The organism is Spirulina sp. CCNP1310 (genome assembly GCF_034932185.1).
Classification (GTDB): Bacteria; Cyanobacteriota; Cyanobacteriia; order Cyanobacteriales; family Spirulinaceae; genus Spirulina.
The window spans coordinates 1-17,150 of record NZ_JAYGHW010000104.1 but is presented as its reverse complement, the minus strand read 5'-3'; the positions used below and the strand labels follow the sequence as shown (position 1 = coordinate 17,150).

The following is a 17,150-nucleotide window of genomic DNA, read 5'->3' as shown; positions in this document are numbered from 1 at the left end:
CGCAACCTAACGCCGTTGCCACCAAACCACCGCCGCCGCCATAAACGCCAACCCCGGAAAAATAATAATCGCCAACCAGCCCAACAGTGTTGCCTGCTCTAGGGAAAGGTAGATACGGCGGTCTTCTAAATTCTTGGGCCGAATCGCCAGCAAACCCTCATCCTCATCCGCCAGCCATTTCACGGCATTGAGAAACATATCGCCATTTAGTTGTTGCCCAAACCAACCATTACTGGCAAAGGTGGCATTGCCAAACACCACAAGGCGCGATTCTGGATCAGCTTCCGGCTCTTCCGGTTCCTGAGCATCTTCAGGATCGCCCGATGTTTCCGAATCTTCAGGATTTTCAGGATCTTCAAGATTTTCCGAATCTTCCGGCGCTTGCTCCGCTGGCAATGATCCGGGGGTTTCCCCAGTTTCAGGGGCTAAGGGATTAATCCGAAAAGGCTCCGGTTCCGGGGCGATCGCCGCCAACCGTTGCGCCACCTGGTCAGGGTCAGCGGGACGAGTGAGGGCGACCCCAAGGTTTAAGGGGCCCGGTTCATCCTCTTGAGCATTAAATTCTAAATTTTCCGAGGCCACATTTCGCTCTGCCCAGCTTTCCGTATTCGTGATCGCTAAGGGTGTAGCGGTGACTTCCTCCGGAGCATCAACCAGAATCGCCTGGGCCAACGGATAAAAAGAAATATTGTTCTGGAAACTGGCGGTAATCGGATGGCTACCGTAGTTGGTGACAATGGGCGTTGCTGGCCCCAAATTCACCGCCTCCCCTGCCCCAGAAGCATCAATCACCAGCCGGCCATCAAGAGTAACGCCCCATTCCCCCAACAGGGTCTCTAAACCGGAGGAGGTTTCGGGATCAAACAACATCAAAGCACTGCCGCCGGCCTCCAGATAACGGTTAATGGCGCGAATTTCTCCCCCAAACAACGCACGGGAGGGACTGGCAATGATCAAAACGGTGGTTTCCGGTGGCACTTGGCCCACGGCAGTAATATCCAAAGTTTCCACCTGATAGCCCTTTTCCCGGAGGTGATTTACCGCTTCATAGAGGCCCCCTTCCACGGGATCGAGGGGTAATTCGCCATGACCTTGGAGAAAATAAATGATCGAGGGGCGATCGCGCCGGATCTTTTCAATGCCATTGGTAATCTGCACCTCTGAAAGGGGGCTACCTTCCTGCAAGGTTTGAATCAACTGGGTTTTCCGCCCATATTCAAGATGAACTTCCCCAATGCGCTCCACATTGAAGCGATTGGCAACGGTGACATCAAATTGAGGGTCAGCGTATTCGTAGCGAAAATAGCGGCTGAGGCGACTGTAATTATTGAGGAGGGTTTGATCGATGGGGTTGGGGACAGGTTCAAAGATCCAAACCGTGAGGGGTTCCTCTAAACTACTGACGATCGCCTCCGTTTGGGGGGAAAGGGTAAAAAGTTTCGTTTCTGTAATATCTAACCGGGTGGAATAGCGCACCGCCAAAACATTGATCGAGGCTAAAATTGCCAACACCGCCAAAGTCGCAATAATGCCATTGGTATTGACTTGGGTTGAACGTTGTTGTGCCAACCGTTGCCAGAGGCTACTGCGCAGCCCCAAAGCAATACCCATCAACAGGAGGCCCACCGTTAAAGCAACAATGCCTGCCATTGAAGCCGTTTGACCCAGACCGATGATCACAATGCCTGTCGTCACTGCACCCAGACCAAGCCAAAGAAAACCCTGCCACAGGTTAAGCTTCAAAACAGAGGGAATCTTCATAGGGGGGAATCGGCTCACACAAGAATCATGATTAAACTCTACACGCAACCCGACCAAGGGCAAGCTTGGTTATCCCAACAGCGGCACAAACGTCCCCATTTTGCCTGTATTTTGGGCTTTACGGCAACGGGTTTACACCCTGGGATTTCCGCAGCGGGGGCCACACCGACGGATCGACAATATACGGCGATCGCCGATGCGGAATTTTTAATCAATGGCCCCCACCCGGATCCGGCCTACCCTTTACCTCCCTTAGATCAAGGTGCTTCTCCGGTCTTGATCAGTCGTGCCGTCGTTTCTGGATTAGCCATGCCGGTGCATTTATTCAATAGTGGCCTGCCCCAGCCCCCAACGGTTCCCTGTCATGATTTGGGAGGAATGCCCGCCCAATGTGTGAGTACGGGGAAGGCGTTGCCCTTGGGGATAGTGGAGGATTTGTTTCAGCAGGGATTGAACTGGGGCGATCGCCTCAGTGGGGGCGATCGCTATCTGCTCATTGGGGAATGCGTGGTGGGGGGAACAACGACAGCCCTAGGCGTTCTCCTCGGTTTGGGCATTGCCGCAGCGGGCAAGGTGAATAGTTCCCATCCCCAATGCAACCATGGCCAAAAATTCGCCTTGGTGCAAACAGGATTCGCCCAAGCGGGTTTAGAGCTAAACCCTGATCCCTTGAGGGTATTGGCGGCGGTGGGAGATCCGATGCAATGTGTGGCGGCGGGGATGGCGATGGCGGCCAGTGGGCGCGGGGGGGTGTTGTTGGCGGGGGGAACGCAGATGTTAGCGGTTTATGGTGTGGCTCAGGCCATTCATGATTACCACCGCATCCCCTGGGAACCGGCACAAATTGTTGTGGGAACGACCCGCTGGGTTGCAGAAGATCCAACGGGGGATACGGTGGGCCTCGCTGAAGCCATTGGCCCTGTACCGCTGTTGGCAACAGAACTCAATTTTACCGATGCCACAATTCCCACCCTGAGAGCCTATGAGCAGGGCTATGTCAAGGAAGGCGTGGGGGCGGGGGGCTGTGCGATCGCCGCCACATTAACAGCAAATTGGCAAAATCAGGATTTTTTAAGGGAGATCGAGGCGATCGCCCAAGTCCTGTAGGGGCGCAATGCTTGCGCCCTTCCGGTGGAATCGTTTAAGCGTTAACCCAGAGCAATGCCGGGAGCGTAGGCCTCCCGCACATTGCCGGTTTGAGCACAACTCAATAAAAAGTAATCACAGGCGGGGCATTCCACTTGAATCGTGTTGTGCTTGCTGGAATAGCGTTTTTCCGCATGGCTGCCGCAATTCGGACAATAAATTTTCTCGATTCTAACCATAATAACCTCAGTTTTAAGCACAAAATTTGTTAAAGGGATTTAAAGGGAAATTGATCAACGGATGGAAACGCTCTCTTTTATTATCTCGCTTCAACGGCGAATGTCAACGAAATTACATCAAAATACATTCTGTTTTACTTGATCCCCAGCGGTTTAAGCGCTGATCTCATCGGTAATCCCTCCTTTCACTGCTAACTAGTTTTCCCAACAACCCTCAACCAGAACCCGCCCCATTTCTCCAGGATAAGCTGAACAAATCTTTACCCTTTTTTTGAGATTTTTAACAACTTTGTTCGTAAATTGAACAATTGTGATAGTTTCTGAAGTTAAAGTTACAGAAAAAGCTTCTTAATATTTTTTTAAGATTTTTAGGCGATCGCCCACCGATCCCCCCAACTCCGGTATGGTAGAGAAACCGATTTATCAAGAAGCTCAAGATGGCGATCGCATGGCAAGAGGTTAAAGCCTACCAAGATATCCAGTACCACAAGACCGATGGGATTGCCAAAATCACCATCAACCGCCCCCATAAACGCAACGCCTTCCGCCCGGAAACCGTACAGGAACTCTACGACGCTTTTTGTAATGTGCGCGAAGACCCCCGCATTGGCGTAGTGCTGTTCACCGGAGCCGGCCCCCACAGTGATGGCAAATATGCCTTTTGCTCCGGCGGCGATCAATCGGTGCGGGGGGAAGGGGGATATTTAGATCAAGAAGGCACACCCCGCCTTAACGTCCTCGATCTCCAACGGCTGATCCGCTCCATGCCCAAGGTGGCGATCGCCTTAGTGGCGGGCTATGCGATCGGCGGCGGCCATGTACTCCATCTCATTTGTGACCTCACCATTGCCGCTGATAACGCCATTTTTGGCCAAACCGGCCCAAAGGTGGGCAGTTTTGACGGCGGCTTTGGCGCTTCCTACCTAGCCCGCTGTGTGGGGCAGAAAAAAGCGCGGGAAATTTGGTTTCTCTGTCGTCAGTACAATGCCCAGCAGGCCCTTGAGATGGGGCTAGTAAATCATGTCGTTCCCGTCGATCAACTGGAAACAGAAGGCCTGCAATGGGCCGAGGAAATTCTCCAAAAAAGCCCCATCGCCATCCGTTGCCTGAAATCGGCCTTTAACGCCGATTGTGATGGTCAAGCGGGGTTACAGGAATTGGCGGGCAATGCCACGCTTTTGTACTACATGACCGCCGAAGGCAGCGAGGGGAAACAGGCTTTCCTGGAAAAACGCCCCCCGGACTTCCGCAAATATCCTTGGCTCCCTTAATCCTGACCTCACATTCCGCAGATTAAGACCCATGATGCTAATGAGCGGTACGTCAGACAAAATTCAACCCTCAACATGATCATTGAGCCGGTCTGACACACCCTACGATTCAATCGTAGGGTGCATCAGAGTGGTTGATCTATGATGGGAAAAAGCGGCGTAACGGCTGATGCACCATTGATTGAGCAACCTGGGGAATGTCGGCTCAATGTCACAGTTTGATATCCTAACGAATCGGCAATTCAATTAAAAACGTTGTTTCTCCCGGTTTGCTCGTACAAATCAGTTCCCCTTCGTGGTTTTCCGTGACAATTTGATAACTAATCGATAACCCCAAACCTGTCCCCTTACCGATGGCCTTGGTTGTGAAGAAGGGATCAAAGAGGCGGCCTTGATTTTCCGGGGCAATGCCGGGGCCATTATCGGTAATGGCAACGGTAATGTGATGCCCTTCCCGGCGGGTAGTAATGCAAATCTGGCTCGGTTCCCCTTGGATTTCTGCTAAAGAACGCTGATTATCCCGCTCTTCGAGGGCATCAATGGCATTGGAAATGAGATTCATAAACACTTGATTTAACTGTCCGGCGTAGCAGTTAATCAGGGGCAATTGACCATAATTTTTAATCACTTGAATCCCTGGCCGTAGGTCACTGGCTCGCAGGCGAGTATGGAGAATCATTAAAGTGCTATCAATGCCATCGTGAATATTGACATCTTTAATTTCCGATTCATCCAAGCGAGAAAATGTGCGCAAAGATTGAACAATGGCACGAATTCGCTCTGTTCCGACGCGCATCGATTGTAAAAGATTTTTAAAGTCGGTTTTGAGAAACTCAATATCCAGTTCTTCGATTAAATCAATAATTTCTGGATGGGGATCAGGATGATACTGTTGATAGGCATTGACCAGCTCAATCAGGGCTGTGCTGTATTCATCGGCATGGGCTAAGTTACCATGGATAAAGTTCACCGGGTTATTAATTTCATGGGCAACCCCCGCTACCAACTGCCCTAAACTGGACATTTTTTCACTTTGGACTAAGCGGAGTTGGGTGCGTTGCAATTGGGCGAGGGTTTGGGTCACTTCTTCGGCTTTGGCTTGGCTTTGGGCGAGGAGGCTGGCTTGAGTGAGGGCGATCGCCAACTGTCCCACCACAGCTTCAAGCAATTCCACCTCATCATCACTCCAAGGCCGTAGGGCCTGGCTATGGGTACAGGCAAAAATCCCGTAGCGATCGCCCACCTCATCCCACACCGGCAACACCAGCATCGAAAGATTCCCCAATGCTTGCAACACGACCCGTACCCTGGGATCTTCCACATCGCGAGTATCATCTAAACGCAGAATTTGCCGTTGCAAAATCAGTTCCGAAAGACTACCAAAGGCAGCCGTTGGATGGCGACCCACCAAGCTAGGCAGGCTAGGGGATGCCACTTCGGTGATCACATCCCAATATTGACCCTCTTCTATATCCAGATACCAAGCAAAATGACAGCGATCTACCTTTAAAAATTCCTGAATTTCTTGAACTGTGGTGGTGAGAATTTTATCGAGATTGAACGTTAAGGAGCGGCGGATTTGTTGAGTCAGTTGGTTAAGGAGTTGTTCTCGATAGGCTTGCTGTTGAATTTGTTCCGCTGATTCCCGGAGCGCAATTTCGGCATTCTTGGCTTCTGTGGTATTAAACACTGATCCCAATAGGCCAATGCTTTGTCCTTGAGCATTACGCCAAACATTACCGGTGGCCCGAATCCATTGGATTGCACCACTCGGAGGAATAATGCGATGCTCTAAACGGTATTCGATGGCGTTGGCTAGGGCATTTTGAATGGTAGCCATTACATCGGTGAGATCTTCAGGATGAATCAAGTCCACATAGCTCTCAAAGGTTCCCCCAAATGTTCCCGGTTCTAACCCAAAAATTGCTTCTGCGCCCCGTGACCAAAAAACTTCATTGGTGCACTGATTCCACCGCCAACAGCCTAATTTACCCGATTCAAGGGTAGTTTGTAGCAGGGTTTGCTGTTCTCGCAATTCGGCTTCAATAGTCTTGAGATTGGTAATATCTCGCGCCACAATGACGACGGTATTTTCTTGCTGGGGTGCAATAATGGAATCAAAATAGATGAGGTTATCCCCAATAGGTAGAGCGTAATCCATCCGCACCAATGCTTGTGTCTCCAACGCCTGTTGGACATGGCTCAAAAAGAAATCAGCAATTTCAGGGGGAAAGAGTTCATGGAGTGTTTTCCCAATGGAATCCTCTGGGGGTTTGTAGAGGAGGGGAGCACTGCTGGGGGCAATTTTTAAATAGCGACCCTCGCGATCCATGACAATAATCACATCTTGAATGGCATTAAATAGTGCTAACAATTCCGCACGGGAGGCAAACAATTCTGTCTCAACAAGCTTGCGATCGCTAATATCAGCAATTGTCCCCAACATTCGGTAAGCTTTCCCCTGTTCATTACGGAAAAAGATCCCCCGGTCTTCCACATAAAGATAGGAACCATCGCAACGGCGGAGGCGATAGTCTATGTAGTAGGGCTGACCCGTTTCCATGCATTGATCCAGTAATCCTAAGGTTTTTTCCCGGTCGTCAGGATGAATCCAGCTTTCCCACTCCGCTGCATTAAATTTTTCAAAGGCTTCAGGGGCATGGCCGGTGATCGGTTGCATAGCCCCCATCCAGTTAATCATCCCTGATGCTAATTCATAATCATAGATCAATTGCCCGGTTTGTTCGCAGACTTCTCGGAAGCGTTGATCATTTTCTGCTAGAGCTATTTCGATCTGTTTTCGGGCGGTAATTTCAATAATTAAACCATCCCAGATAATTGCCCCCTCTGGAGTTTTATCCGGTTTAGAGAGAATTTCCACCCATTTGAGTTTCCCGGAAGGGGTAATAATTCGATGTTCATGGCGGGCCCGTTCTAAGGTTTGGGCGGTGGTGGCAATGATGGCTTTTAACGTGGGTAAATCTTCAGGATGAACGAGATTAAAGGCGGTGATAAATTCCGTGGGTTCCAGTTCGTAGAGATCCCGACAGCCATCGGAAACATAGGGGAAGCTTTGCGTGCCATCGGGGTCAATGCGAAATTGATACATCACCCCCGGTAGGTTATCCGCTACCCGTTGGAGTTGTAACTGACTGGCTTCTAGTTCACGAGTACGCTCGGCTACGGTACGCTTCAGTTCTTCATTGAGGCGTTGCCATTCGAGGACTTGGGTTTGGGCGGCGAGTTGCTCGCGTAAAGCGGCGTTTTCGGTTTCGAGGTCGGCAATGCGTTGGACGTAGCCTTGAACATCTGGGGACATGAGATTTGAGGGCTTAATCAGCAAGAAAAACAGTCAGCAAAAGTCGCTTCTATTCTAGCTTGCTAACCCGTTGGGCTAAACGAAGCTTGGCGGAGCGCGATCGCCGGTTTTCCCGTTGTTCATCAGCTTGAGCCATCAGCGGCTTCTTTGTGATAATTTGCAACAATTCCGACCCCCGGAAAGCATATTTAACGATGCGATCTTCCAAACTGTGGAAACTGATGATCGCAATTCTTCCCCCCGGTTTCAGCCATTGGGGAGCTACGTTTAAGAACCGTTCGAGGGCTTCAAGTTCGCCATTAACGGCAATGCGCAGGGCTTGAAAAACGCGGGTGGCGGGATGGATACGGCCATGGCGACAGGAAGCGGGGATGGCGGCCATAATCACTTCGACGAGATCTGTGGTGGTTTGCAAAGGGCGTTGCTCCACGATGCGGCGGGCAATGCGTTTAGAAAACCGCTCCTCGCCATAGTGGGAAAAAATCCGCACTAAATCCGTTTCCGATTGATGGTTAAGGATCGCTGCCGCTGTCAAGTCTTGCCCCTGATCCATGCGCATATCCAATGGGGCATCCTGCTGGAAACTAAACCCCCGTTCCCGATGATCCAACTGGGGCGAACTCACCCCCAAATCGGCAACAATGCCATCAAAGCGCGTTGCACCGGGTTGATAGTCGGCAAAATTGCCCCGCCAAAATTGCACGGTGGGGGGCAGGTGGCTTTGGGCAGCGGCGATCGCCTCCCCATCGCGATCCAAAGCTGTTAACTGCACATCGGGGGCAGCGGCGAGAATCTCCCCACTGTGGCCCCCGGCTCCCACCGTAGCATCGAGGTAATGGCCCCCTGGTTGGATCTGTAGTCCGGCAATTACTTCACGGCTGAGGACAGCAACATGATCAAAGGTAGCGGTCATCGGTTTAAGCTTCCCCCGTGACGGATTCTAAACGGCCTTGGGTAATGCGCCAATGACAATCGGCGATCGCGATCATATCCGCCGCATCATGGGTGACAACCAACAGCGTCCAATGCTCCTTCAGTTTTTGCAGTAACTTCACCAACTGCTGCCGCATCGACCAATCTAAGCCCGCCGTCGGCTCATCCAACAGCAAAATATTCGGCTGGCGGATCAACTGCACCGCTAAGGCTAACCGCCGCTGTTGCCCCCCGCTCAAGGTTATCGGCGCAGCACTGAGGGAAAGATGATCCAAGCCCACTTCTTGAAGGGCCTCATGGACGCGATCGCTCGTAATCTCCGGATGGCCCAAGCGCAACTCCTCAAAAATCGTACTCCCGCAGAAATGCCGCTCTGGAAACTGGAACACCAGGCCGGCCAAATACTGCAATTCGTAGGTATCAAGGAATTGGGTTCCCCATTGGATCGTGCCACTGGTTTGCTCGGCTAAACCGGCCAAAATTTCAAGAAGGGTGGATTTCCCCGAACCACTGGGGCCAATCACTAACCCTAACTGTTGAGGGGGTAACGCCAGATTAATCTGGGCAAGGATGGGCCGGGGTGCAGCGGCCGGATGATAGGACAGATCACGCAAATGGAGCATTATCCCTTGGAAAACAGTAATTTCTCTACGCTAGCATTTTCGGAACTTGTCCGATCAACCCCCCGTCTCGACAAGGGCAACCGACGGGACTGCTAACCCGATGGCCCTTCACGATTTCATTTCGCCAGAATTCACTGAGGATTATCAATATGCAACGCTTACGTCAACGCAGTTTGGCTCTATTTTCGTCGTCTGTTTTATTGGTCAGTTTGTGGGGCAGTGCAGCTTGGGCGGGGGATCCCTTCCGAGGTAATAACAACCCCAGCAACATCGGCAATCATACCGAGGCGGCGTTTAACTCGATGTTCCGCGATGGCAATTATCGCCGTGCTATTGAACATATCCAAAGGGCGCTGCAATCGGAAAGCAGCGATCCCCTCGCCCCCGCGATCCGCGCCGCCTTAGCCTACAACATGGATACGGATTTTGAGGCGATGCGCCGCTATGCAGAAACGACGCGCACGGCGGCCCAAGCCCTGCTCAATCGCCCTAATGCTTCCCCCCAAGATCAACTGCGGGGCAATCTTTACCTAGCGGCGGCGGTGTTTATGGAGGGAACCTACAACTGGGAAACCAATCAGGATTATGTGGCGGCGGCGTTGAAGGTGCAGGAGGTGTTTAGCTATCTGAACCGGGCGGAGCGGATCAACACAGAAGCGGGTTTGAATGATCCGGAGTTGGCGTTAGTGAAGGGTTATATTGAGTTGCTGTTGGCGGTGAATTTGCCCATGTCTAGCCCGGAAAATGCGATCGCCCAGCTTCAGACAACGGGGCGGCCCACCTATTTAGTAGATCGGGGGATTGCGATCGCCTATCGGGATATTGGCAACAAAGCGGGGCGGGCCGCCAAAGCCGAAGAAGCCCGCACGGCCTACCGCAACGCACTCCGCCACATCAACCAAAGTTTAAGCTCTACCCCCAATAACCCCGAACTGTTCTACCTCAAAGCCCAGATTCTCCATGAGATGGGCAAGGTGAATCAAGGGGTGGCACAGATTGAACCGACGGAAAGCGATCGCGCCTCGGTGGCTGAAGCGGTGGAACTGTTTGATCGCGCCCTCGCCCAAAGCAATCAATTGCCCGTCAGTCTCCCCGCCCAAATCCAGCGGGAGCGCAGCATTGCCCAAGAATGGCTAAATAGTCATTTTTAACGAGATCCCCCCTGCCCCCCTTCAAAAGGGGGGTTTTTTCGGGAGGTTAAAAAAGGGGGGTTTTTTACGAGAGAAACTTTAAGGATTTGGATGATAGGCAGTGATCGCCATTTGTTGATCAGGGCTATACATGGCTTCTATCCGCCGATAGGTTGGATGATTCCACCAGACTTTGATCCGTTTCCCTTGAGCAGGCGCAGAGCCACTTTTTTGATAACCGGCCTTGATGAGTAAGGCTTCAAAATCTGGGGTTGGTAGTACCTTTGATTTAATCTGGGAAATGCCATCAAGCTTATGCTTATCGAGGGTCATAGCTGCCTTGATAGGTGCTGTAGATGCGATAACCCGGCAGCACAACAGCAAGACCGGCATAACTATGGATCACGCCCGGATATTCAGGTTCAGGGAGACTCCCCCCCAAGCGGAAATAGAACGGGCCAAACCAACCATACAACCCCGGAATCAGACAATCTAGACTGTAGGCGATCGCCCGTCGTCTCGTTGCTGATAGCGTGGTCTTCGCTGGAGAATGGTCAGTGGTAGCCATGATTTTGCCAAGATTGAGGGATGGAGACGAGGGGGGGGAAATCGTCCCTATTTCGTTAAGCCATGTTCGAGGGCATAGCGCACTAATTCCGTGCGGCTATTGGTTCCCGTTTTGCTAAACAGACGGCTGACATACTTTTCCACGTTGCGCACACTGGTTTCAAGTTGGCTGGCAATTTCCTTATTCATCAACCCCTGAGCCACAAGATCCAGCACACTCTGTTCGCGGGGGGTTAAATCAATATGGATGGGCGACGGGGAAGGCGTAATCCCGCCCCGTTGATCCAACATCCCTTTAATACTCGCCAATTCACGGGCGATCGCCTCCAACTTGGCACTATCCCCCTGGCTTTCCTCCGCCACCGCCCGCCGCAACAGCAAATTTTTGACAATCGCCAACAGTTCATCTGGCTCAAAGGGTTTCGGTAAATAAGCATCGCAACCGGCCTGATAGCCCTGAATGCGATCGGTGGTCATGCCCCGGGCCGTCAAAAACACCACCGGCAAATTCTTAAACCGCTCATCCCCCCGCAACTGCTGTAAAAACTGATAGCCATCCACCTGAGGCATCATCAGATCAGAAATCACCAAATCAAAGGTCTGTTTTTCCAACACCTGCCAAGCCTCCACGGCACTCGCCACCGCCGTCACCGCAAATTCATCATCATCTTCTAAATAGGCTTGCACCGCTTCACGCAGGCCCGGCTCATCATCCACGAGCAGCAGTTTAGGAATTTCGGTCATGGTCTGCACAGAAAGAATATTTTTTTAGTTTAACAAGGGGACTCCCCCTAGCGGACTAAAGTTCTAACTAAGAACGTTTGTCGTCACAACTTTAGTTGTAATCCCGTTGGTTTCGCCGCCGAACCTGTGGCACACTGGCCAGCATCTCCCCTTTTGGATGCAACGGGCAAAATCATGGAACTGCGCATTGGCTGGCTTTACCACACATTAATGAGTACCTACGGCGATCGCGGCAATGTCATTTGTCTGCAACAGCGTTGCCAATGGCGCAATATTGCCGTCGAAATTGTCCGCCTTGACCAAGCCGCCCCCGCCAGTTTATTAGCCACCGTGGATATTATCGTCGGGGGAGGAGCGCAGGATCGCCAGCAGGAAATTGTGATGCGGGATCTCCAAGGGGAAAAGGCGGCTCAGTTGCGGGCCAAACTCGATGGGGGTACGCCGGGCGTGTTTACCTGTGGCTCACCGCAACTCCTCGGCAACTATTACGAGCCGGGGGTGGGGCAACGCATTGACGGGCTAGGGGTGCTGGATTTGGTGACGAAGCATCCGGGCCTGGATACGCCCCGTTGCATTGGCAATATGGTCTTTGAATTGCAACCTCCGGAATTAGTGGCGGCCTTAAAACCCCTCTGGCCGGAGGCTCCGGTGATTATTGGCTTTGAAAACCATGGGGGCCGCACCTATTTAGGCAATGTTGCCCCCTTGGGGAAAGTGATTAAGGGCTACGGCAACAATGGCGAAGATGGTTGGGAGGGGGCTTTCCATCGCCATGCGATCGCCACCTATTCCCATGGCCCCCTGTTACCGAAAAATCCTTTCCTTGCCGACTGGCTGATCCAAACCGCCCTCCAGGAAAAATATCAAACCGCAATTGAGTTGCCAAAACTCGATGACCGCGTTGCGCTCCAGGCAAGGGCGGCAATGTTTGCTCGTTTAGAATTATCCAGTCTGGCAAAAACGGCCTAAACTAAAGGGTGAATGGTCTTGTTGAAGATCTTGACTTTCATCAAGAGCGTTGCGCAATTCCTTGCCAGTTGCCCAATGAGCAGAAAATTTAAACTCTGATCTAAGCAAGTTGGCCCGGTGCAGGGCAAGGGGGAAGGGCGCGATCGCTAGCCTGGCACATCGCATTCTGGGAAAACTATGACTGGACAAGTAATTGATCGCAGTACCGCTAGCATTCTGATTCTGATTATTCCCTTTGCCTTGTTGGTGGTTTTTTTGTACTCTGCTTGGCCGATTTTGTTGGGGATTGTGGCGATCGCCCTCGCCCTCCAATTTTGGCAACAGTACCAATGGAAAATGATGGGGGATAAAATTAACCCCGCTTTTAATGCTCTGTTAAAGGAAAACAAAGGCTGTCTAACCGCCGTTGATCTGTCCCTGCGCTCTGAATTTCCCCTAGGTGTGGCCCAACGGTTTTTAGAACAGCGGGCCAATGATTACGGCGCAAAACGGCAGCAATTGGGCGAGCAGGGAACCGCCTACTATTTCCTCACCGCCAGTGCGTTGGGGGCGATTTTTGCCGATAGTGAGCCGGTGGCGGATTTTGAAGCCCTGAGCCGGGAGGCGATCGCCTCCCCCACAACTTCCCAACCCACCGCCCTGATTCAAGCCGAACTGGCCAAACGCCTGGATGTCCATTCCGGAACCCTCACCAAGCGCAAATCTGATCCCAGTTTTGGCGAATGGAGTCGCCAAAAAGATCCCGACGGCATTGCTTGGCAATATGCCCCCAAACAAAAACTGTTTATCCCAGTTGAAACGGCTTAATCCCCTTGGGGGTAGCGTTCCCACAGATCCGTAAGTTTGCGCAAACTGCTAAAATTGCCATTGCCCAAAATGACATGATCTAAAATCGGCATGGCCAAAAGTTGCCCCCCTTGCAAGAGTTGCGCCGTTAACTGGATATCCTCCGGGGAAGGGTCGGTGATGCCGGAGGGGTGATTATGGGCGATGACGAGGCGGGTGGCATTTTTGCGCACCGCTTCCCGGAAAATATCGCGGGGATGGGCGAGGGTTTCGGTGGCTGTGCCGATGGAAACCACCTGTCGCGCCAGGAGGGCATTTTTCGTATTCAACAGCAACACCGCAAACCGTTCCTGATGTTGCCACATCAAATCATGGCTGAGGGCATCGGCGGCGGATTGGGGGCTATCAATGATCGCTTGAGGAGCGGGGCGCAGGATAAAGGCCCGTTTGCCCAATTCAATGGCCGCTAACACCGTCGCCGCCTTTGCCGGGCCAATGCCATCAATGGTCATCAACTCCTCACCGCTACAATCGCGCAACACACTTAAGGGATCTTCCTGGTGGGATTCGCTAAAGGTTTGGAGGATGAAATGGCCTAAACCCACCGCCGAGAGTTTGCCCGGCCCTTGACCTGTGGCCAATAAAATCGCCAATAATTCTGCATTAGACAAATTTTTCGCCCCCAACTCTAACAGCCGTTCGCGGGGCCGTTCACTGGGGGGTAGATCCGTCATCCTGACGCTATAACTCATAATCGCCCCTAAAAAATTGGCTCAAACTTAGCTCAAATTGGCTCAAATTGGCTGAATTCTAACCGCGATCGCCCCCCACTGCCAAAAAGTAGGGGCGAAAAATTTGTGGGGGGGCGAAAGATTTTTCGCCCCTACGGGGTTTTCGACATCACTAAATGAAGGAGATCCCGATGCCATTGGGCTTCAGTTTTGAATTGGGCGATCGCCTCATCCTCAATCCCTGCCCCGGCTAACGTTTCCCCGAAAACCTGAGCGATCGCCCCGGCCTCCTCCGGTAATTGCCCCATCTCCCAACCCGGCAACCCCACTGTTGCCATCAGTTGCGATACCTTCGGGTCATAGCTCAACGCCACCGCCCGACAGCCTTCCGAAACCGCCATGATCAAACTGTGGAGCCGCATCCCTATGGCTAAATCCACCTGTTGGAATAGGCCCTTGAGCTTGATCGGATCGGGTTCTTGGATAATCTCCACCGGGCCTTGCAGTTGAGGGGCGATCGCCGCCGCCAATGCTAAATCTTCTCCTTGATGGAAGGGGACAAGCAACAGATGCGCGGCAGTTTCCCGTTGGAGGATTTGCAAAGCCGTGATCAGGGTTTGTAATCGTTGGGGGGTCAGGGTAGCATGGGGGCGAAGCGTGATCGCCACGGTGGGCTTAGGCCAACTCGCTCCCCAAGGTTCTGCGGTCAAGGCCCAAACGGGATCGGGGGCTAATACCGGCGTGATTCCCCATGTTTGGACTAAATCCGCCGAAGCGCGATCGCGCACCGATACCGCTGCGCAACCTTCTAAAACTTTGCGGGTTAACCATTGGGTGAAGGGCCGTTTAAGAGGGCCAATACCCTGGCCCCAGGCGATCGCCTTTAAACCCTGCTGTTGGGCAAACCCCATCACCCCCCCGTAATAGATCGGACTCGCCCAACTGGTGACATCCTGCATTAAACTACCGCCGCCCCAAAGGAAATAATCGGCTTTTTGGCAAGCTTCCCAAAGGGCAAAGGCAGAATTGCGATCGCAACTTTCCACCCCATAACGGCTGTAGGTTTCCTGGGGATTCCCGGATAAAACAATCGGCTGAACGTGATCCGGCAACATCTGCAACAATGTTGCCAACAGGGCCTCATCCCCCCCATTGCCCTTGCCGTAATAGCCACATAAAATCGCCTTTTCCCCCATGGTTTTCCCTCCTTGCTAACCTTTTACCGACGCTAACCTTGCTAACCTTTTACCGACCTTAAGCCCCAACGATCAAGAATTCAGCCAAAATTTAAGCCAACAATTGAGCCAACAATTGAGCCAAAAATTGAGCGATCGCCCATCAACTCCGCCATGCTAATTTTCAGGCCAACAGCCCCACAGTTTCATTTCCGTTAACGTTGCGGTGACGATGTACCAACCATCGGGGCTGACGGCAATAGCGGTAATGGCATCATCATGGGCTTTGATGATCCGGATCGGCGCTCCGGTTTCCCAATCGGCGATCGCTAACACGCCATCTTGATGGCCGCTGATCACCGCTTGACCATCGGGGCTAACAGTCACCGCCGTTGCCCCAAAGGATTCATCATTGAGGGGCCCCAACAATTCCCCGGTAGCCAAATCCCAAAAACAGATATTGCTTTTTAATGAGCTATTTAAAACCGTGCGGCCATCGGGGGCGATCGCCACCCCCGTAGAGCCAAAGGATTCATCATTCACCGGCCCCAATAGATCTCCCGTATCATAATCCCACAGTTTTAAATTACTCTCGTTGGCACTGGTGACAACGGTTTGGCCATCAAAGGCGATCGCCACCCCATTCACCCCCATCGAAGCCTCATTAAACGTGGCAATCAATTGGCCCGTGGTGACATCCCACCGTTTCATATTGCCCTGGCTAGCTCCGGTGAGCAGCGTTGTGCCGTCGGGGGTGAGGGCTAAACAATCTGCCCCCTTGGAATAGAGATCAAACTGGGCAAACTTATTGAGTTCGTAGAGTTCCCAAGCGCAGATATAGGTATCGGGGCCGCAAGTATAAATGATGCTGCCATCGGGACTGATAGCCAACCCCGTTACACCGTGATCGCGCTGATCTAGATGGACATGAAGACAGTCAAAGGCATCATAGGGAATCGGTTCAAGTACAACCCCGATCCCATCGGCATCGGCTGGGGATGCTTGGGGCGCAAGGGTTACGGGAGGGGCGATCGCCCCTGGGATCACATCGGGATCTTCAAAATCCGGATCATCTAAATCCGGATCATCTAAATCCGGATCTTCAAAGGCACTCATGGAGGACGAGGCTGAATCTTGGGGTGTAACGTCGAGATCCTCCCCAAAATCGGGATCTTCAAAGGCATTGATTGGAGAAACAGCTACATCCTCAGGCACAAAATTCGGATCATCGAAGGCCGGATCATCAAAATCCGGGTCTTCAAAATTGAGTCCCCCCAAATTCTCCGCAGCTTGGGCAGGGGCGATCGCTGGCTCCAAATTTAGACCATAGGCCGAAAGATCCAAATCTTGATCTACCAAGGGATCATCAGCAAGATCCCCCAAAGCATCCCCTCCCTCTAAATCCAAAGCATCATCGAGATCAAAGGGCGATGCTTTGGCAGCGGGGGAAGACTGCATCCCCGGCTTAAACTCCCCCAAGAAGGGATTAAAGCCCTCCGGAGGAAGGGGATCGGGGGTTAACTCAGCGGCGGGATCTAAGGGAGCAAAGGGATTGATCACCCCAGGCGGTGGCTCTGGTGGGGGAGCCGCTAACACCTCCGGCGGGGGCGGGGCAAAGGGACTATCGGGGTTAAGGGTGCTAACCCCTGGAGATTCAACCACAATGAAAAACGGATCGGTGGGGTCAACACCAGGGGCAGTTTTCGGCGGTGATGCTGGTTTGGCGGCCGGTTTGGCCGTTGGGTTTTGAGGCACAGTGGGCGCTGAGGCCGCCACCGGCTCCCGTTTGGGTTGCGGGGATGGGGCCGCTTTAGGA

15 protein-coding genes and 1 pseudogene are annotated in these 17,150 nt (G+C 52.3%); 5 read left to right on the top strand and 11 right to left on the bottom strand.

What is annotated here, in order from left to right:
* Positions 1-6: 6 nt before the first annotated feature.
* Positions 7-1,761 (bottom strand): GldG family protein, encoded by a 1,755-nt coding sequence (locus tag VB712_RS19805; RefSeq protein ID WP_323257962.1) that lies wholly within the window; start codon positions 1,759-1,761, stop codon positions 7-9.
* A 27-nt stretch (positions 1,762-1,788) separates the two neighbouring features.
* Between VB712_RS19805 and cobT the strand changes: the two genes are divergently transcribed.
* Entirely contained in the window at positions 1,789-2,868 is a 1,080-nt protein-coding gene (gene cobT, locus VB712_RS19800) for a nicotinate mononucleotide-dependent phosphoribosyltransferase CobT (RefSeq protein WP_323257960.1), read from the top strand.
* A 41-nt stretch (positions 2,869-2,909) separates the two neighbouring features.
* On the opposite strand, the gene VB712_RS19795 is transcribed toward cobT, so the two are convergent.
* A complete protein-coding gene (locus VB712_RS19795) occupies positions 2,910-3,086 on the bottom strand; it encodes a replication restart DNA helicase PriA (protein WP_323257958.1) in 177 nt (58 codons plus the stop codon).
* 437 nt (positions 3,087-3,523) lie between these two features.
* On the opposite strand from VB712_RS19795, the gene menB reads away from it, so the two are divergent.
* Entirely contained in the window at positions 3,524-4,357 is an 834-nt protein-coding gene (gene menB, locus VB712_RS19790) for a 1,4-dihydroxy-2-naphthoyl-CoA synthase (RefSeq protein ID WP_323257955.1), read from the top strand.
* 226 nt (positions 4,358-4,583) lie between these two features.
* Here the strand turns inward: menB and VB712_RS19785 are convergent, their stop codons facing one another.
* The 3 genes from VB712_RS19785 to VB712_RS19775 are packed head-to-tail and all read right to left on the bottom strand — an operon-like array spanning position 4,584 to position 9,232.
* Positions 4,584-7,676 (bottom strand): PAS domain-containing protein, encoded by a 3,093-nt coding sequence (locus tag VB712_RS19785; protein WP_323257953.1) that lies wholly within the window; start codon positions 7,674-7,676, stop codon positions 4,584-4,586.
* Positions 7,677-7,725: 49 nt separating this feature from the next.
* Positions 7,726-8,589 (bottom strand): 16S rRNA (cytosine(1402)-N(4))-methyltransferase RsmH, encoded by an 864-nt coding sequence (gene rsmH / locus VB712_RS19780; protein WP_323257951.1) that lies wholly within the window; start codon positions 8,587-8,589, stop codon positions 7,726-7,728.
* 4 nt (positions 8,590-8,593) lie between these two features.
* Positions 8,594-9,232, bottom strand: a complete 639-nt coding sequence (locus VB712_RS19775; RefSeq protein WP_323257949.1) for an ABC transporter ATP-binding protein — start codon at positions 9,230-9,232, stop codon at positions 8,594-8,596.
* A gap of 149 nt (positions 9,233-9,381) precedes the next feature.
* Between VB712_RS19775 and VB712_RS19770 the strand changes: the two genes are divergently transcribed.
* The gene (locus VB712_RS19770) at positions 9,382-10,383 is read left to right on the top strand and encodes a Sll0314/Alr1548 family TPR repeat-containing protein (RefSeq protein ID WP_323257946.1); all 1,002 of its coding nucleotides are present in this window, start codon (positions 9,382-9,384) and stop codon (positions 10,381-10,383) included.
* A gap of 78 nt (positions 10,384-10,461) precedes the next feature.
* Here VB712_RS19770 and VB712_RS19765 read toward each other — a convergent pair whose 3' ends face one another.
* The 3 genes from VB712_RS19765 to VB712_RS19755 are packed head-to-tail and all read right to left on the bottom strand — an operon-like array spanning position 10,462 to position 11,673.
* On the bottom strand, positions 10,462-10,695 hold the full coding sequence (locus tag VB712_RS19765; RefSeq protein WP_323257944.1) for a hypothetical protein: 234 nt from the start codon (positions 10,693-10,695) through the stop codon (positions 10,462-10,464).
* On the bottom strand, positions 10,682-10,930 hold the full coding sequence (locus tag VB712_RS19760; RefSeq protein WP_323257942.1) for a hypothetical protein: 249 nt from the start codon (positions 10,928-10,930) through the stop codon (positions 10,682-10,684). The genes VB712_RS19765 and VB712_RS19760 overlap by 14 nt, the downstream gene beginning before the upstream one ends.
* Before the next feature lie 47 nt (positions 10,931-10,977).
* Positions 10,978-11,673: a response regulator transcription factor gene (locus VB712_RS19755; RefSeq protein ID WP_323257940.1), complete on the bottom strand. Its 696-nt coding sequence runs from the start codon at positions 11,671-11,673 to the stop codon at positions 10,978-10,980.
* 174 nt (positions 11,674-11,847) lie between these two features.
* Between VB712_RS19755 and VB712_RS19750 the strand changes: the two genes are divergently transcribed.
* Both VB712_RS19750 and VB712_RS19745 read left to right on the top strand, forming a co-directional pair.
* Positions 11,848-12,642, top strand: a complete 795-nt coding sequence (locus VB712_RS19750) for a type 1 glutamine amidotransferase (RefSeq protein ID WP_323257939.1) — start codon at positions 11,848-11,850, stop codon at positions 12,640-12,642.
* 177 nt (positions 12,643-12,819) lie between these two features.
* Positions 12,820-13,449: a hypothetical protein gene (locus VB712_RS19745; RefSeq protein ID WP_323257937.1), complete on the top strand. Its 630-nt coding sequence runs from the start codon at positions 12,820-12,822 to the stop codon at positions 13,447-13,449.
* Here VB712_RS19745 and radC read toward each other — a convergent pair.
* The 3 genes and pseudogenes from radC to VB712_RS19730 form a co-directional block, all read right to left on the bottom strand.
* Positions 13,446-14,180 (bottom strand): RadC family protein, encoded by a 735-nt coding sequence (gene radC, locus VB712_RS19740; protein WP_323257935.1) that lies wholly within the window; start codon positions 14,178-14,180, stop codon positions 13,446-13,448. The genes VB712_RS19745 and radC overlap by 4 nt on opposite strands.
* A gap of 131 nt (positions 14,181-14,311) precedes the next feature.
* Complete coding sequence (gene csaB, locus VB712_RS19735; RefSeq protein WP_323257933.1) at positions 14,312-15,355, bottom strand: polysaccharide pyruvyl transferase CsaB; 1,044 nt, start codon at positions 15,353-15,355, stop codon at positions 14,312-14,314.
* A gap of 156 nt (positions 15,356-15,511) precedes the next feature.
* Positions 15,512-17,150, bottom strand: a pseudogene (locus tag VB712_RS19730) (hypothetical protein); the annotation flags it as partial.

Excerpts from the sequence above, each read along its gene's own strand:
- VB712_RS19805 (WP_323257962.1), bottom strand. The coding sequence starts at position 1,761 with ATGAAGATTCCCTCTGTTTTGAAGCTTAACCTGTGGCAGGGTTTTCTT.
- VB712_RS19765 (WP_323257944.1), bottom strand. The coding sequence starts at position 10,695 with ATGACCCTCGATAAGCATAAGCTTGATGGCATTTCCCAGATTAAATCA.
- VB712_RS19770 (WP_323257946.1), top strand. The coding sequence starts at position 9,382 with ATGCAACGCTTACGTCAACGCAGTTTGGCTCTATTTTCGTCGTCTGTT.
- VB712_RS19750 (WP_323257939.1), top strand. The coding sequence starts at position 11,848 with ATGGAACTGCGCATTGGCTGGCTTTACCACACATTAATGAGTACCTAC.
- VB712_RS19745 (WP_323257937.1), top strand. The coding sequence starts at position 12,820 with ATGACTGGACAAGTAATTGATCGCAGTACCGCTAGCATTCTGATTCTG.
- VB712_RS19795 (WP_323257958.1), bottom strand. The coding sequence starts at position 3,086 with ATGGTTAGAATCGAGAAAATTTATTGTCCGAATTGCGGCAGCCATGCG.
- radC (WP_323257935.1), bottom strand. The coding sequence starts at position 14,180 with ATGAGTTATAGCGTCAGGATGACGGATCTACCCCCCAGTGAACGGCCC.
- VB712_RS19755 (WP_323257940.1), bottom strand. The coding sequence starts at position 11,673 with ATGACCGAAATTCCTAAACTGCTGCTCGTGGATGATGAGCCGGGCCTG.
- csaB (WP_323257933.1), bottom strand. The coding sequence starts at position 15,355 with ATGGGGGAAAAGGCGATTTTATGTGGCTATTACGGCAAGGGCAATGGG.
- rsmH (WP_323257951.1), bottom strand. The coding sequence starts at position 8,589 with ATGACCGCTACCTTTGATCATGTTGCTGTCCTCAGCCGTGAAGTAATT.
- menB (WP_323257955.1), top strand. The coding sequence starts at position 3,524 with ATGGCGATCGCATGGCAAGAGGTTAAAGCCTACCAAGATATCCAGTAC.
- VB712_RS19775 (WP_323257949.1), bottom strand. The coding sequence starts at position 9,232 with ATGCTCCATTTGCGTGATCTGTCCTATCATCCGGCCGCTGCACCCCGG.
- VB712_RS19785 (WP_323257953.1), bottom strand. The coding sequence starts at position 7,676 with ATGTCCCCAGATGTTCAAGGCTACGTCCAACGCATTGCCGACCTCGAA.
- VB712_RS19760 (WP_323257942.1), bottom strand. The coding sequence starts at position 10,930 with ATGGCTACCACTGACCATTCTCCAGCGAAGACCACGCTATCAGCAACG.
- cobT (WP_323257960.1), top strand. The coding sequence starts at position 1,789 with ATGATTAAACTCTACACGCAACCCGACCAAGGGCAAGCTTGGTTATCC.